This is a genomic window from Flavicella sp. IMCC45537 (genome assembly GCF_057197705.1).
Window position 1 is genome coordinate 1,386,705 of sequence record NZ_CM170067.1, and the last position, 17,829, is coordinate 1,404,533.

At 34.6% G+C, this 17,829-nt stretch carries 9 protein-coding genes; all 9 read right to left on the reverse strand.

Annotated features, from left to right (window positions below; all coding sequences use genetic code 11):
* Positions 1-232: 232 nt before the first annotated feature.
* The 9 genes from AC2DGP_RS06120 to rhaT all read right to left on the reverse strand — a co-directional run bounded on the left by AC2DGP_RS06120 (position 233) and on the right by rhaT (position 17,782).
* On the reverse strand, positions 233-1,402 hold the full coding sequence (locus AC2DGP_RS06120; RefSeq protein WP_484492129.1) for a DUF5627 domain-containing protein: 1,170 nt from the start codon (positions 1,400-1,402) through the stop codon (positions 233-235).
* Positions 1,403-1,436: 34 nt separating this feature from the next.
* Positions 1,437-3,191 carry a RagB/SusD family nutrient uptake outer membrane protein gene (locus AC2DGP_RS06125; RefSeq protein ID WP_484492130.1) on the reverse strand — a complete coding sequence of 585 codons (1,755 nt, stop codon included), beginning with the start codon at positions 3,189-3,191 and terminating at the stop codon, positions 1,437-1,439.
* 24 nt (positions 3,192-3,215) lie between these two features.
* Positions 3,216-6,257, reverse strand: a complete 3,042-nt coding sequence (locus AC2DGP_RS06130) for a SusC/RagA family TonB-linked outer membrane protein (protein ID WP_484492131.1) — start codon at positions 6,255-6,257, stop codon at positions 3,216-3,218.
* 38 nt (positions 6,258-6,295) lie between these two features.
* Complete coding sequence (locus AC2DGP_RS06135; protein WP_484492132.1) at positions 6,296-8,161, reverse strand: RagB/SusD family nutrient uptake outer membrane protein; 1,866 nt, start codon at positions 8,159-8,161, stop codon at positions 6,296-6,298.
* A 12-nt stretch (positions 8,162-8,173) separates the two neighbouring features.
* On the reverse strand, positions 8,174-11,287 hold the full coding sequence (locus AC2DGP_RS06140; protein WP_484492133.1) for a SusC/RagA family TonB-linked outer membrane protein: 3,114 nt from the start codon (positions 11,285-11,287) through the stop codon (positions 8,174-8,176).
* Between the two features lie 401 nt (positions 11,288-11,688).
* Positions 11,689-12,549, reverse strand: coding sequence for a T9SS type A sorting domain-containing protein (locus AC2DGP_RS06145; protein WP_484492134.1), 861 nt, complete (start codon positions 12,547-12,549; stop codon positions 11,689-11,691).
* Between the two features lie 441 nt (positions 12,550-12,990).
* The gene (locus tag AC2DGP_RS06150) at positions 12,991-13,737 is read right to left on the reverse strand and encodes a T9SS type A sorting domain-containing protein (RefSeq protein ID WP_484492135.1); all 747 of its coding nucleotides are present in this window, start codon (positions 13,735-13,737) and stop codon (positions 12,991-12,993) included.
* A gap of 198 nt (positions 13,738-13,935) precedes the next feature.
* Positions 13,936-16,425, reverse strand: coding sequence for an InlB B-repeat-containing protein (locus AC2DGP_RS06155; protein ID WP_484492136.1), 2,490 nt, complete (start codon positions 16,423-16,425; stop codon positions 13,936-13,938).
* Between the two features lie 304 nt (positions 16,426-16,729).
* Positions 16,730-17,782: an L-rhamnose/proton symporter RhaT gene (rhaT, locus tag AC2DGP_RS06160; protein WP_484492137.1), complete on the reverse strand. Its 1,053-nt coding sequence runs from the start codon at positions 17,780-17,782 to the stop codon at positions 16,730-16,732.
* Positions 17,783-17,829: the final 47 nt, after the last annotated feature.

A 17,829-nucleotide genomic window follows, 5' to 3' on the forward strand; every position in this document is an offset into this window, starting at 1 on the left:
AAAAGGGGGGGGCTAATTAGTTTTACATCTATTACAACATTGTTTTTATGAATAACTACTGGTGAAAACCAAATCAATTACAAAAAGAACCAACTTATTGACTAGAGATTTTCGAGTTTTCATATAAAAATTCTAAATACATTATCGAATCCTTATCTAATAAAAAGAACAAAAAAAAATAGCGGGAATATCTCCCGCTATTTTTAATTATTACAATTTATTCTTTATTACATTATGGTGTTAATGTAAGCTCAAATTGCTCAAATTTAACATCCCTATCTCTAATAACTAAAGTGTCATTTACCGTATGTTGTAAATCCACTGTTGTAGTCGTTGTTGCATATAGACTTCCTCTAGAAAACTCTTCTTCAACTTCAGTAGTTTGATCTTGATATCCGTATTCTAAATACATTACATGACGTGCCTCACCACCCCATGCGTCACCATCTTCAACAAATTTACCGGTACCAGTAATTACCAAAGGACTACTTTCATCAGCATTGCTAACTACAATATCTTCATTAGCATCAACTGTCAATAATATTGAAATATCTTCTCCATTTGGCAAACCTGCTGCCCTTCTGATAAAACTCGTACTTGTTGCTTTGCTTTTTCCAGCTGTTAAAACCGGAGTCACTTCATCCTCAACAACGTTTTCCTCTGAATAAATTGTAGAATCATCAATGTTATCTGTCGTAGTTTCTGTAGGGTCACCATTCGTATAAACCTTCACAACTTCAGAAGTACCTACAATTTTATCTGCACCTCGACGCAAATAGATTCCATCATATTTATTTTTAAATTTTATTCCATATAACGTATAATCTTTTGGTGCAACCTCCCAATCTGTAGCAACTACTCTTTTAGGATCCGTAATTCCTTCTGCAGGAACCCCGGTAAGCGAAACATCTAAACCTTCAATACTTGTAATTTTCAAAGGCAAGACATAATTTACAGAGTCTTTATCTGTAAAAAACGCCAATGGATCATCGAAAAACGCATCACTCAATTTTACAGGAATACGACCTTTTATCGATCCTGAAGGAATTGTTACTGGACTTGTTTGTTCAATCGTATAATATGCTTCAGGTAATACCTTTACATTTACATCAGTAACGCCTAATTCAACAGGATCAATGATAGCGGGATCAACAACAAAATGAACCTTTCTATCAGAATCGTTACTATAAACTCCCGACATTGTAACACCAACTACAAAGCGACCATTATTATCATTTTCATTAAACCCCAAATCATAGTCACCTTGAATCAAGGTCCTAACTGGATTTTGAAAAGGGAAATAAACTGAAGTCGAACCGAAATCATCAAAATCATTGTCTTGATTTTCGCATGACACCAAACCAATGGCGAACGCAAACAATATTAAAATTTTTGTTTTCATATAATATTTATTTATCTTTTTGTTATAAAATATCTTACCAACCCTCATTTTGGACCAACTCTGAAAACTTAACTATTTCAGAATTTGGAATTGGCATATACGTTCCATGATCTGGATACCTTCTATCTTCAACAGATATATCAATATAATTAGTTCCGTCAAAATAATACCCATTAGCCAATGCATTTAAATTTACATCATCTCTAACTTCATCCTTCCATCTTCTAAGGTCCCAGAAGCGATGGCCTTCAAAACTCAGTTCTATTCTACGCTCGTTTCTAATAAGATCTCTCATCTCTGCTACTCCTGTAATTGAATTAAGATACGCATCGGGTTGTGTGATCCCGGCTCTGTTTCGGATAGCACCTAAAATAGTACGTGCAGACATTCCATTAACAGCATGGTCTGGACCTGCAATTTCGTTTGCAGCTTCCGCCAAAATTAAAAACAATTCAGTATATCTAAAATACACATTGTAATGTCTTTTACCAGTTGATGTTCCATCATTATTAATTCGTACATCAGGATGCAACAATTTTTTCAGATAATAACCGGTAGTTGTTGAAAATTGAGGAATAGAATCCAATCGATCAATACCTCCACCGAATCCTGTATTGATAACTCCTCCTCCAAATGTAGCCCCATTAACAACCACATATTTCTCTAACCTAGGGTCTCTATTAGCATAAGGATTTTGAGGATCAAAACCATTCGCAGTTGTAGCCGGAGTTCCGTCTAACATTGGAAACGCCATTACAAAATTATGAGATGGATTCAATTCACCTGTACCATTCACCGAAGGAGGAAACATTCTAGATTCGTATGTTGTATTATTACCACCAATTGAACCACGCCATAACATCTCATTTCCAGTTACACTCTCATCGATATTATAAAATTCCAACCCATTCGGATCTAATCCAGCTACACCACCGATGTCATTTAACAATTCACTAGCAAGATCAGCCGCCATGGTATAATATGGTTTAGTACCCTCATTTTCTTCATATAAGAAAGCTGGACTTGCAGCAAAAAGAGCCAAACGCGCTTTTAAACCTTTAACTATTCTTCCCGAAATACGCAAATTGAACAGGCTTCCATTTACCACTTGGTAATCCCCAAAATCATAATTAGGTAAACTAGTATACCAAGGATCTACGTCACCAGCATTCAATCCATAATCTGTAGGTAATAAAGCCAAAGCATCGTCGAAATCCTTCATAATCGCATCAACCGACTCTTGGAACTTTAAACGTGGTGTATTAAAATTACCATTAGATTCAATAAACTGCGTAAAGTAAGGAATACCTAGCAACTCTCCTGATGCTAATCCTGCATGCGCTTGCAACACATAGAAATGATGCAACGCTCTAAGTGCGAGAGCCTCACCTTTCAACCTCATATTAAACATCAGATTCACATTTTCATTTCTGTTCCACTGAGTTTCACCTGCCTCAATAATTTCTAAGAATTTATTTACCCAAAATACACGTTCGTAAGAACCCCAACGATTCGCCGGATTGTATTGAGAATTTAACTCACCAAGAGCAATTCTTTTATAACCATTACTAAGTTTATTATTCACTGCATCATCTGTACCTCCCTCTGAAAAAGAGTATTGATTTACTAATCCAACATACCCATTTAACAGAATACCTTCTGCAGCTAGAGCATTATCCGCAACAAAATCAAAATCTAATCTATTTTCATCGATAGGATTGATGTCACTACAACTAATCATGCCAGTAAACACTAACATAACTAAAATATATTTTATAATTTGTTTCATTTTATTTCTCTAATTTTAAATTAATTAAAATGACGCTCTTATCCCTAGAGTGTAAGATCTCGTTAATGGTGCAGAACCAATTCGTAACTGTCGTATTTCCTTGTTTTTAGAGATTTCTAAAAGGTTGGTACCTTGTAAATTCAAACTGAAGGCATCCATACCTATTTTTTTACATAAATTATCTGTAAACTCATATGTTAATTGAGCACGATTTATGTTAAAATAACTATTGTCATACAACCAAAATGTAGAATTTCTAAAATTATTTTGATTCGTTTGAGATGACAATCTAGGATATATTGCCGTATTTGCTGTTTCCGGAGTCCAACGGTTTAACACAACTTCAGAATATTTGTCATTTCCATCTACTGTATAGTATTGGTTGAAACTAGAATTGGTTTTGTTTCCATCAGCACCAGATTGACCTGTTGCCAATACAAAGAAATTAAATCCTTTATAGTTTACATTCAAATTAACTCCATAAGACAAAGGACTACTCGATTGTCCAATAGCAACCTGATCATTGTTATCAATAACATTGTCATTGTTTTGATCTTGATATTTTAAATCTCCTGGTTGTACAGCTCCAAAACCTGGAACAGGCATACCCGTTTTTAAGACGTAACTTCCATCCACCATATCAAAATCCGCTTCTGTATAAAATCCTTGATCCACTAAACCAAAAATTGTAGATACTTCTTTACCTGCTCTATTTTGATACTCAAACTCGTATATTTCGGATCTTTTTGCAACTTCAGTTTGACTATACATCACATTGGCACCTACACTAAACGTAACATCCTTAATGTTTTTTTTATAATCAACACCTATTTCAATACCATTATACGTATTCTTATTATAATTGTTATAAGGTCTAAATGTATTATAAAAAGAAGGGTATTGATCGTTCAAAAAGGTTACTTGTTTATCTAAATCAGACTTGAAGTAATTGAACTCTAACCAAAGTGAATTCAATAAGTAAGTCTCAAAACCAACATTCAAATCAATACGCTCTTCGAAACCTAAATCCAAATTTTCTCCTTGAGAAATATCTTGTCTACGGTTAGATGTTCCATCATTCCAAGTAAAATTATTACCATCAGAATAATTTTCATCGTATAAATAATATCCATCTATTCCTTGATCAGATTTTATAATACCTCCAGAAGCTTTTAACTTTAAGTAGTTCACAACAGTATTATCACGTAAAAACGATTCTTCACTTAACACATATCCTACACCAAGAGTTGGTGACAAACCTCCTCTATTACCTTCTGCCAATTTAATTGAATGAATATAAGCAGCACTAAAATCAGCATATAATTTTTTCTTGTAATCGTATGCTACTTGTACTGCAAAATGAGAATCCTTATTAGTTTGAATCACATTATTGCTACTTTGAGCATTATAGTATCCTAAAAGAGTCGTATTTATAGAGTGATCTTTTGCAAACGTTTTATCATAATTCAACAATCCATAAAAACCAAATCTTGACACAAAACCATTTGTAGAAACCGTTTCAGTTTGATCTTTTAAATTTTCACCAAATTCTTCTAAGCTAGTGATATTATCGTCAGTCCATGTCGGTACATATGTCTTATACTGATTCGTTATAGAAACATTATAAGAATCATAAAAATCAAAACTAACATAGGTTTTTAATGACAAACCTTCTGTGATTTTCGCTAAATCAAAATTGATTGAGTTGTTGAACTGAGTAGACCGAAAAACTGTTGTATTGTGTCCCCCTCCCATTGCCAAGGCAACAGGTGCATTTTCTTTAAATTCTTGTGTAGTACCCAACAAAAACCCATTAAAGACTCTCGCAGATTTTAGTTGCCCTTCTAATGTAGGGTTGTTCGATGCATCAATTAAATCAGCAGGCAAAAGTGGTGAATAAGAATTCGGTTTAAACGTAGTCCCAGAACTTAATAAATTTGCTCTGGAAGATTTGTTTGAACTGATAACTGCAATACCGTCTATACTACTCGTAATCCAATCGTTTACTCTAAAATCAATATTACCTCTTACATTGAAACGATTTACCCCAGCTGTTATATCCTCATTTAGTTCTTCCCATGCTGAACTTCGATTCCAACCCATATTGATGTAATACTGTGTATTTTTGTTTCCTCCTGAGAATTCAGTAATCAAGCTCGTTTGATGTAAGAAAGGTTTGATATACTCTTTAGAATACAAATCAACATCTGGATATCTATACTTGTTATCACTTAATATATGTTCATTAATAAGTTCTGCAGGAAAAGTTGGCTCTAAACCATCATTGATTCTAGCCTCATTGAAAAGTTTCATGTATCCTACTGAACTTAGATAATTTGGCATAGCCCTTGGTTCAACAATACTCGTACGTAAATTAACTTTAAATTCTTTTTTGTTAATTTTTCCACGTTTCGTGTTGATAACAATCACACCATTTCTACCTTGACTACCGTATAAGGCAACTGAATTCGCATCCTTAAGAACAGTAATTTGCTCTACCTCTTCCATGTTTAAGATATTCGGATCACGACCAATAACACCATCAATAACAAAAGTAGCAGTTCCAAGTCCTCTAATGTTATCCGATCCACGAACTCCTAACATCAAACCATTGATGTAATCTCTAACCCATTGGGTATTGTCGTACACTTGACGATCTTTAGTATTTACGGAAGCAACCGCTCCTGTAATTTCACGACGCTCTTTTGTAGCTACCCCCATCTTTATGATATCCTCTTCCGATGCCATAAATAATGATTTTATTAGAACAATATCTTGTGTTAAATCAAGAATATTTAACAATTCTGATTCATACCCTTTTTTTTCAACAACGACATAATCATCATCTTTCAACTCTACTTTGAACTCTCCGTTGACATCTGAAACTACTTCTTTTCCTTCATTGTTAATGACAGTAACTCCACTTAACGGATTCCCTTGTTCATCAACAACGGTTGCTTTTACTTCTCTAAGTTCTATTCCTTCTTGTGCAATTGCAATATTTCCAAAGCAGAACAACATAAGGCTAGCTAGAGTACACAACCTGTATAATATATTTTTCTTCATTTTTTTCTTTGTATTAATTTAAAACGAATTATATAAAACTACCATCCTGGATTTTGAGGGAATCCCTCATAAATCTGAGTTTGTTCAGCAGCAAATGGTAACCAATAATGCTTAGGAAACTCACAAACACGCTCTACAAGAAGCGTAGGTGTAAATGATGAGTGATCTTGAGGAAATTCTAAAGATGTTTTTCTTCTGTACTTAATTTCATGTGCTACACCCCAACGACGGATATCCATCCATCGATGCGCCTCATAACTCAATTCAACACTTCTTTCCCTTCTTAATTCATCCATAAACTTATTATTATCTGACACGATAGCTGAATGCACATTTGGAATACCAACTCTAGTACGGAACAAATTAATTGCCGACTCTGCAGTCAAACCATAAGAGCTTGGTGCAGTTGTTGCACCTTTAGACGCATGTAACGCTTCTGCATACATCAAATAAACATCCGTAAGTCTCATATGCAAACGTACCCCAGTATATTGACTTATGATATTATTCCATCTACTATGAGGTTCTCCATCAACAATTGGATAAAATTTCTTATGCATATATCCTGTTGTCGACGGTTGATTATCACTACCTGTACTACGGTGTTCTCCACCTGTATATAATTGTGCGACTCTATCTTTAGCAGGTATATTCGAGCTAGTTCCAAAAGAATCTCCATCAACGATAACCCATTTATAAAAACGAGGATCTCGATTTGCGAATGGATTCGCTGGATCATAAGTTGGTGTCCCATAATTACCACTCATATCATCTTCAATAGAAAGACCATTGGCCATTCCAAAATTATAATGAATGAAGTTGTGCGTTGGACTAACGATTTCAGATCCACTTTGGCCATGAATTTGTCTATCAACACCGGCTGTCATAAACCTTTGTGCCTGTACTTGCAGGCCTCCGGTTGCAGAAAAGATAAACTCAGAACCACCCGGCCAAGAATTTGGTGCTGGTGATTTCCAAAATACTTCATCAATATCTTCCCAGCTAGACAAACCATACACTCCCTGGTCTGCTAATTTAAGAATCCCTGCAAAGGCATCAACAGCCATATCACACAATTCAGTATCATAAGTATAGGTATCTATTGTTTGATTATTCCCATGCATTAACGGACTTGCCGCAAAAAGAAGGTTTTTACCTTGAAAAGCGTAAGCTGTTCCTTTAGTCAATCTTCCTTTATTATCTCCTAGGGTTAATTGTCCGTAGGCCTCATTATCCCAGTTCACTGGTAACAATTCTATAGCTTTCTTATAATCTTCATTAGCAGCCAATGCACTCTCTTTGTATGTTGCTGGACGAGGCAAATCAAATTCACCAACCAACACAAAATCTATATAAGGAAAACGACCGTAAAACTTCATGATTTCATTATGAAAAAATGCTCTAAAGAAATAGGCTTGACCAAGTATTGCATTTTTTTCAGCAACAGTAGCATCTACCATCAAATCGATATTTGCAATTACAATATTCGCTTTACGAATACCTCTCATACTAGCATCATACATACCAGGTCTTCTACTTGCATTTGTATTCTCAATATTGGCATTACTCGTTCCATACTGAGCACTTTGCCAGTTCCACAAATAAGAATATCTATGTCTTGCAGCTGCATTTAAATCACCAAAATCTATTAAATAACTTGCTTTCCATGTTCTATTTCCATAGGCATCATCACCATAAATATAATCTTGAAAGGTGTGTGCAGCGGTTCCATAATCTACCACAGATGCATACATCTCTTCAACAAAACCCTGAGCGTTTTTAAAAGTTGAAAACACAACTTCTTCATCAATAATTGATTCAGGAGATTGATCTAAGTAGTCTACACAAGAAATCAACGATGTGAGACCTAGTAAAATTAGAAATTTAAATTTTATATATTTCATCATTATTTCTATTTAAAAGTTCATATTAAACCCAAAGTTAAATCTCTTTAGTGTCGGGTACTCCCCTCTAGATTGGGCATCACTAGTAGTATTAAATTCTCTATCATCTGGCATATTAGACCATAAGAATAAATTATTACCATTCACAAACAATTGTAGAGAATTAAGTCCGATCGCTTCGCAAGCCTTCTTTGAAAAATCATAAGACAAAGAAACCGCTTTCAATCTTGTTAACGAGGCATCTAACCAGGTGTCTCTAGGATTCAGTCCACCTTGAGCTCTCCATTGTGGTTGTGTATCAGTATTGTTCGGTGTATCAACCGTCCAATAATTCAAATCATGCTCATAAATCAACGGTGTTTGTTGTGTAAACGTATTGTTGCTAAACCTTCTTGAAGCATTTTGTGTACCATACAACTGAGCCGACACACCCCAACCTTTGTAACGAGCACCAAAAGTAGCACTCCAGTTTCTTTGCGCACGCGAAGAATACCCAAAAGGTGTATTATCAAAAGATGAATTATAAATACCATCACCATCAAAATCTACAACATCATAATAACCTACACGCGTCAAAGACTGATTGTTAACAACAGGTGTTGACATATACACATCATCCCAATTTGTAAGTATATCTGCAGGTATCGCCGATCTAGACTGACCAATTATATATCCTGCATCATTTTGGTATGCCGGACTGAATGCCGGATCATCTCTTTTTATGATTTTATCAATAGCTTGAGTAAAGTAATAATTACCATAGATATTCAAACCATTTTCAAAAGTATAAGTTGACGCTATTACAAATTCATAACCTCTTACCTGAACGATACCTTGGTTAAAATCTGGAGGTGTAGCACCGAACCAATCAGGAACCGCACGCTGTGAACCTACTACGACCACATTATCTCTGTCTTCCATGAAATAATCAAATTCTCCACTTATCAAACCTTGAAAGAAAGAATACTCTACACCTATATTACTTTTGACAGCTGTTTCCCATTGCAAATCTGGATTACCAACAGACGCCTCTCTGTAAAAAGTGTATGGTGATCTACCGCCTGAACCTTGATACGCACTTGGCACCAAGAAGGCTGACTGACCACTTTCCCATTGTGTTTGATAACCAAACCTAGTTCCAGCATTATCATCACCTAACCTTCCGTAAGATCCTCTAATTTTAAATTTATCTAACCAATCAGCATTTTCTAAGAAAGATTCATTAGAAACAGTCCATCCTAGTGCTAACGACGGAAACAAATCAAAACGATATCCCGGACCATACTTTTCAGATCCATTATAAGCTCCATTTACATCAATAAAATATCTTAAATCGTAGTTGTAAGTTAATCTTGCAACCCAATCCTCTCTGCGTCGAGGGAATACACTCCCTTTTGCATACTCTTGTCTTCTAAACAAGAACAACCCAGTTACATTGTGTTTCTCAGCAAACTTTTTTTGATAGTTTAATGAAAAATCATAAGTCATTCTACGCTCTCTTTGACTATTTTCTACCACTGAAGGATCAATTGTCCATGGAGCACGAACATAATCAAAACCATTCACTCCACTCGCAGGTTCCAATTCTTCAACACCATTATCGTAGATTCTATACTCAACAGGAGTTTCGTTTATCTCTTGTTTACTTCTCATATTATTATCCAATGAGAAACGCCCCTGGAAACTCAATCCTTTTGTAACAAAATCTAATTTTTGTTTCAAAATAAAATCGGTATTTACTTGAAAATAGGTGAATTTATCATATCCTGAAGCGGATAAATTAACCACTGAATTAGAGAAAATAAAAGCAGGATTTGTAGACAAACCATAATAACCATCGTTGTACACTGGTGTATACAAACTTGGAGCAATTTGGTACAAACCATTTGTAACATTACCAATCGTTGTTGGTTTTTCTTGAATACCTAAAAAACCAGAAAGGTTTACAGATATCTCCGTAGAACTAGTGACTTTAAAATCAACATTACTTCTATAGTTAAATCTTTCATAGTTATATTCACCTAATGAACCTCTTCCATTATCATGCTTAGCACCATCAAAAATATCATTTACCGATTGGTATGCTAAACTTCCAAAGTACTTCGCTGATTTATTACCACCACGAACAGATAAATTCACTCGATAATCTTGTGCAAAATCTTTCAATAATACATCTTCCCAATCAACATTCGGATAGATTCTACGCTCCTCTTCATTGGCAGGATTAAGATATTTATCTAAAATAGACTCAGAAGTGTAATCTCCCCACGAATCTGGCAATACAGCTAATTCACGAAGTATAGAACTATTCGCTTGTTTGATTGCATCATAAGAATTTAACTTATTAGGCAATTGTGAAACCATTTTAACCGTTGAATTCACACTTAACGACAATTCAGCCTTTCCTACTTTACCACGTTTTGTAGTAATTAATATCACACCATTCGCACCTTTCACACCAAAAACTGCTGTTGCAGAGGCATCTTTAAGTACTGATAAATTCTCAATATCGTTCATATCGATATCAGTCATAGATCTTTCTACCCCATCCACAAGAATAAGGGGACCACCATTACCATTCCAAGAACTCAATCCACGAATAAAAATCTGAATATCAGATTCTCCAGGCGTACCACTACCTTGTATTGTAGTTATCCCAGGTATATTACCTTGCAATGCTTCTTCAACATTAGCAATACCCGCAGCTCTTTCCATTAGCTCTTCTCCTTTCACTTGACTAATTGCTGCTACAACAGACTCTTTCTTTTGAGTACCATATCCAACAACAACTATTTCATCTAATTGCTCGCCAGCTTCTATTAAAGGAATGGTCAATTCACTATTTCCATTGACTGGAACTTCCGCCGTTTCAAACCCCATAAAAGAAACCACCAAAGTAGCATCTGGACTTGCATCAATAGAAAAAAGTCCATCAAAATCAGTTACCACACCTAAGCTTGTACCCTTCACTATCACAGTGGCCCCAGGCAACGGCATACCGTCAGCGGTAACAGTCCCTGTAACTGTCTGTGCTTTTGCTACTACGCTGCAACAGAGCAAAAGTATGGCGGTAATTAAACTCCTCCTAATAGTAGTCGGAACCTTCAAGTTCTTTTTTACTTTCATATATATATTAGTTATTCAGTTAGTAATATCAAATATAAGTAGAGCGGTAATCAAAAGTGTTCTGCACTGTAGTGATACTGTTAATTTTTTTAACATTCATTTTCCAAGGTATTATTACTAGCTAATCGATGATTGGTAAACAAAACAAATACAAAACAGTACAAGCCTCCAGCCCCCTACATGTTGTATTCCATCCAGACTAGATTATAAAAACAACACTAACCGATAAAATAAAAGCGCAATTTACACAGCTGACTCACAATCGAAATTATTAAATTCCTTGTTCCAAAATCATTTTTTAAAATTTATATACCACTTAAACTTACAAAAAAATCATTTTGCCTTTCCATAAAAAGACAAAATGATTTCAAAAAATTGTTGCTAAAACCGAAAGAAGTCACTTAGTTCTTCACTAATTTTTGTGTGAATCTTTCCCCATTATTTCCAAGGATTTCAACAACATACAAACCACTTGGTAAGTTATTTACGTTTAATTCAATATCTCCACCACCAACATTAATTGACTGTGATAATACATTGCTTCCTACTATAGAGAAAACAGAAACTTTACTTACATCAGCAGTAGCTCCTTTAATTACCAATTGATCTCCTATTGGATTTGCAATTGTAAATGCACCTAATTCAAACGTATTTACGCTCGCAGATGGTAAATCCTCGACAAAAACATACTCCATTATAATATGTGCACCACTTTTAGCCATTGTTACAGGATCACCTGCTGCACTTGGTGCATCACCCGAAGTATATCTATAACCAACAAGAGAGCCATTACCTACTTGCATGAAAATTGCATTGTTAGATCCATTGTTAGGAGTTGCTTTTCTTCTTTGAAACTGATCAAGCCCATAATCAACAGATCCTGAATCAGTTATAGGATCAGCAAAATTAGCCTTAATAGTCGTCGAAGACGCTCCTTGAGGATCCAATGTAGCTAAAGTCACAACAAATGGACCTACATTATCCTCAAAAGAACCTGTTATCTGCATGTGACCAGTACTAGAAGGCGCACCATGATCTGTAATCGCAAATTCTTGATATTGATGATCAGGATCCGTATCTGGCAAAGCAGTTTCCCATGTCACAGCACCATCGCCTGGATTAACAGTCCACACAAGAGTTGTACCATTTGCTCTAATTTGATAAACACCGTTACCAACCCATTCTTCTTGAGCATTTACGGTCGTAGTACCCAAAAACACAGCAAGTGCCAATAAAGTTACTTTAAGTAATTGTTTTTTCATCATAAAAAAATTTAAGTTTAATATGACTACAATTACCGATTTTATTTTTGATATAGTTTACTGAACTATGCTGATGTCATAAATTTTTATAGTGTTTCCCTATATTATTATCTACTTAATTCCTAATAATTTATAGGATTTTAAATAATTTTATCCAGCAAAAAAAATATGTAATTTTTAATTTTATTGAAGTTCAGCAATAGTTGTTTTAGATACTCAAAATAGCCCTGAGTATTACGAATACTTTTGAGAAATTTATAGTCGATTTTTTTCAATTGATGGATGCTATGAGATTGCCAAAAAATGCACCCAGCAACTTGAATTTGGATAACTGATTTAAAATTCGCAAACACCCTCTGGTTCTATACTATAACTTACTCAAGGTATTTGTTCTCTTTAAATTATCAGCAAAACCTGTAACGCTTAACACAACTAACTTCTTTATTTAATCAATAATTTTGTGTGGTGTGCTACTTTTTGACGACCTGATAAAACCTGTACAAGATACATACCTGGTTTAAAACTATTCCCTTTATTGATTTCTATACTATTTTGATCAGTAGTAGTTTTAAACACTAGTTTCCCTAGCGTATCATAAACATGAACAGTAACATGATTTAAATTTTCAAATGCTATTGTAAAATTTTCTTTGGCTGGATTAGGATACACTTTTATCTGTGGTAACTCTCTTTGCTTGCCATCAATACTTAATAAGGGGTCTCCACTACCAACTACTTTCCATTTACTTCTTTCGTCATCCTCTGCAACTGAAATATTATAGCACATACCATCCGCATCATGATATAAAAACTTACCTGAATTTTTAGCTTCAAATCTAAACGTATTATCCGATGTATTGTGATGTACAGTCCAAATTTTGTCAGTATCACTCACTGGTGGGTTCTTTGTGGTGCTAACCACCAAATTTGCACCTGCAGCAAACCCAGATCCTGTAGCTCTTAAAATACCATTGTCTTGACTATCTATATTATAATAATCAACACCACCAGAAGTTGTTGCAATAAATTTCCAATCTCTATCTATTCCTTGATCTGAATCATGCATTACAACCGGTTGACTACTCCCAGCTGCACCCAAAAATTTCCCTGTAGCCACATTTTCTAGTTTATATACACCTTCAACCACCTCAGGTTCTGGGGCTACACCATTTCCTGATGTAATGTTCATTTTATTAAAAATAATAACAAATAATATTTCAAGTGTATTATACTGCTCACAACTACAAGACTGAAATTCAAACAATTCCAACATCCTTATAACTGTGATTTTTGTAATTCCTAATGAAGCTTGACTGAAATGATCTTAAAAAAAAGGAGATTAGTTGTTGCTACTGTAATCTTTTTCAATATTGTAATTACACATTTTTTAATACAATAATTGAACAACCGTATTGTGAATTTTCAAGATATACACACCTCTAGGAAAAGAAGAAATATCTATAACCTTACCTGTTCCTTCAGCTATTTTTTGTCCGGTGATAGTATACACCATCCAACTTTTTGTTTGTTGACTTTCTAATTGAAATACCCCGTTAGCACTAGGGTTTGGGAATACTTTATAATGCGGTGTATCTTTGCTATCTACAGATAAGTTACCATTAGAAAAAATTGCTTTGATATTCATATCTGAGGTTACTGATATTTCTAATGGATTGGCTGAACTGACTATATCGCCTTCCCAACCTATAAATTCCCAACCTTCATTTGCAATGGCATTTAAACTTATTTCTTGACCACTCATGGCAGTCCCACTACTATAATTTAAAAGTCCCTGCCCTTCTTTACTAAGTGTTACCGTGTGGTTCGTAGCATTTATATGTATAAACTCAATACGATCAAAAACAATACTTCCTGAACTAAAGTTGTTATAAAATTCAAATTCATTAATTGTTCCTGTCCATATTCCCCAATTTTTCAGATCAAAATCTAAAGTATGCCATTGGTTGTCATTGGGTACCGTTTCCTTTTTTCTACCAATCTTAGAACTCACTCCCGTAGCATTTGGAAACATTTGAAGATCAGGCTTATCTGTATTGTTTTTAACCACAATTTGTAAAGTACCATAAAGACCTGAATCTAAATTCAAATTATTAATCGAAAAAGCTGGCCAAGAGGCTTCAAAAGAAAACGCAACATTTAATTTATCATTTTCCGTTTCTATGTTCATCCCTCCTTTAACAGCAAACCAAGATGAAAAATCTTCTGAAGAAGTCCAAACAAAATTTGCTGGAGTAATGGCATTAACAAACGAAGCTTCTGGTCTAAATTCAAATTTCTCAAAAGCAAAAGATCCAATGTGTGTTGAAATTTTGATCTCTGACCCCGATTTACCATCATTTCGTTCTAGAGTTGTGATACTTTTCCATTTTGTAAATTGATGTGGGTTTGGATTCTCATAATTTAGAAAGGCCGTATACCCTTCCGCTGATAACGTGCGGCTTGGAGCTCCTTTTTCATCAAAACCACTCATAACATAATGAGAATTATTGATTAAAAAATTCTGCAATTTATTATTTTCTTTTCCGTAAGATTTGCTTCTGTAGTAAAATGTTGTCCCCGCAGGTACATCCGTAAAAAAAGAAATATCAACATTTTCATCATCTCTATAACTAATAGAACTGCTGTTAAAATTATATAGCAATACATCAAATTCATTTTCCGATTCTTTCTTCGTAAAAATCGCATCTAACTCATTTGTGGCAGTGATAGGATTCCCAGAAACTGTAGTTTCATATCGAACCATATCTAACATCGTATTTAACTCTTTAATGGCATCTGGATTTTCACTCGAATATACATTTCCCCAACGGTAAATATGCTCTAAACCTTTGTCATTATTTCTATAAAAAATATTCGAAAAAATCAACTCTACAATTTCTCTATGCGAGGTTTCACAACCTATGGTTCCTTTGCCATCTGCACCATTCATCGTTGTAACGGTTTTATATTCCATAATATCAATAGACGTATCAGGATTCCATTTTGGACTATTGATAAGTGGTAAGAAATTTTTCGTGTATTTGCCATTCATATCTCTTTTATCGCTATTTCCAATAATGATATAATCTGATAGTCCCCAAAAATCACACTTTATGTTATTCGCATAGTTGTAATCAATAAGTCCTTCAATAAATGAAGCATAAGGCTCGCTTTTGTAGTTCAAAATCGTCCCATTTTTATAAAGAAAACCAGGATTTCTGGTATGCAAACCCACTTTAGCATTGGGCAATACAGATCGTACTGCGCTTTCGGTATTAGCGAAATGATCAATAAAATCTTGTTTTGTACCATACCAATGCTCAGGTGTTTCAATTTCTGAACCTACTCTAAAACGCCATGATAAAACCTTTTCTTCACCATAAGTTTCTACCAATTTGGTCATTAAAGCTTTTATAAAATCGTGGTAAGCTTGCTTATCTGCAGGAGGTAATGAGTTTCCATAAGTAGATATACGCTCATTTTCCCTGAAATTTACGTTGTCTCTTGTACCTTCAGGTATAAACGTATAGCCATGCTGAAATGCCCATGGTGGTTGATCTAAAGCAATTTGTAAAATTTCTGTTTGAGAATTTACAACTTTATTAAGCCTGTCTATTAATGGCTCCCATCTGTACACATATGTATTGTTAATAGAGTCATAAATACAAGGATCAAAATCCAAATCTTTTACATTCTCTCCGTTTACTTTTTTATTAATACCACCAATCATTCTAACGATATTCATCTTTAGACCGGTTCGAATATTAGATCCGTACCTAGGACTAATTCTGTTAGCGGTATTCCATATATTATGAATAGGGCGTTTTTTATCGTTTTCGCTTGTAAAGTCAGTAGATAACTTTATTTGCGCATTCATATTCGAAAAGAAAACAGAACACAGTAAATAGTAAATATATTTTTTAAAGGAACGCTCTTTACTCATCATAAAAAATTTATCAATTACACAAATTATGACTTTTTATATGAATAACTGTTCTGAACTGTAATAATGTACTTTACTACACCATGATCATAAAAGATGAAAAATTGAACAAATCGACGAATTATTCATCTTGAAATTATGATTGCGAAAAATGAAATATTGTTGTTCAAATTCAAAAAAACAGTATTACGAAATTTAAAATTTCAAGTTGCCCCTATCTTAACAAATTCCCTTTAAACTATAGCGAATTTCCAATACCTACTAAAACAACTGACAATAGAATAACGATAATTCCAGCAGTGATTGTCCATTTTGTTTTTGCAGCAACACCTTTCCATTCTTTACGGTAAATACCCCAAAAATTAGCCGTTAAAATAATCGTGGACATATGCAAAATCCAAGAACTAGCACCGCTACCAAGTTTACTTTCTCCCATTCCGTAAAAAAAGAATTGCAAAAACCAAATGGTTCCTGCTAATGCGGAAAACAGAAAATTATTACGAATAGGGGTGTTCTTATTCGTAAAATCTTTATACGATTTGTTTTTAACACTTAATATAGTTGTCCATACCAAATTAGTAATTAACCCACCCCAAAGAATCACGACAAAGGTGACATTATTAGCAAATAAATGATCGTATCCTGCTTCGACAGCAGCATCAGCCAAAGGCTTTCCAGATTCAATACCAAAGCTAAAAAACGAGCTTAAAATCCCCGACAGAACAGCAACAACAAGTCCTTTTACAAGATCAAATTCTAATACGCTTTCCTTTTTTTCTTCATCAGAAAGTTCGTTTTCTTTGAGCATACCAGCTCTACCACAAAGCCCAATACCGATAATGCAAACTAAAACACCTAACAACACAACCTGTCCTCCAGAAGAGCCCAACATATCAGTAAAAGACACTTTCCCTTCCGTAGGCCTAAAATTATAATAGATAGAGTGTACAACAGCACCAAAAGCAGCACAAAATCCAAGTACAACTGAATTCCCTAAAGACATACCTAAATAACGCACGCCCAATCCATATGTCAAACCACCTACCCCCCAAAGCAGGCCCATTAACAAGGTAAAACCTATAATTGTAGAAGAACTACTTCCAATAATGCCTAAAAATCCTGGAACAGTCAAAAAAGCTGCCAAAGGTGGTACAATTAACCACGACATTAAACCACCAACTATCCAATAACTTTCCCAGGTCCAACCTTTAACTTTGTTAAACGGCATATAAAAACTACCCGACGCAACTCCTCCTAACGAATGAAATAATACTCCTAATAATGCTTGCATGTCTTTTCTGTGAATTAATTTAAATCAAACTTATTTATGATTCTAGA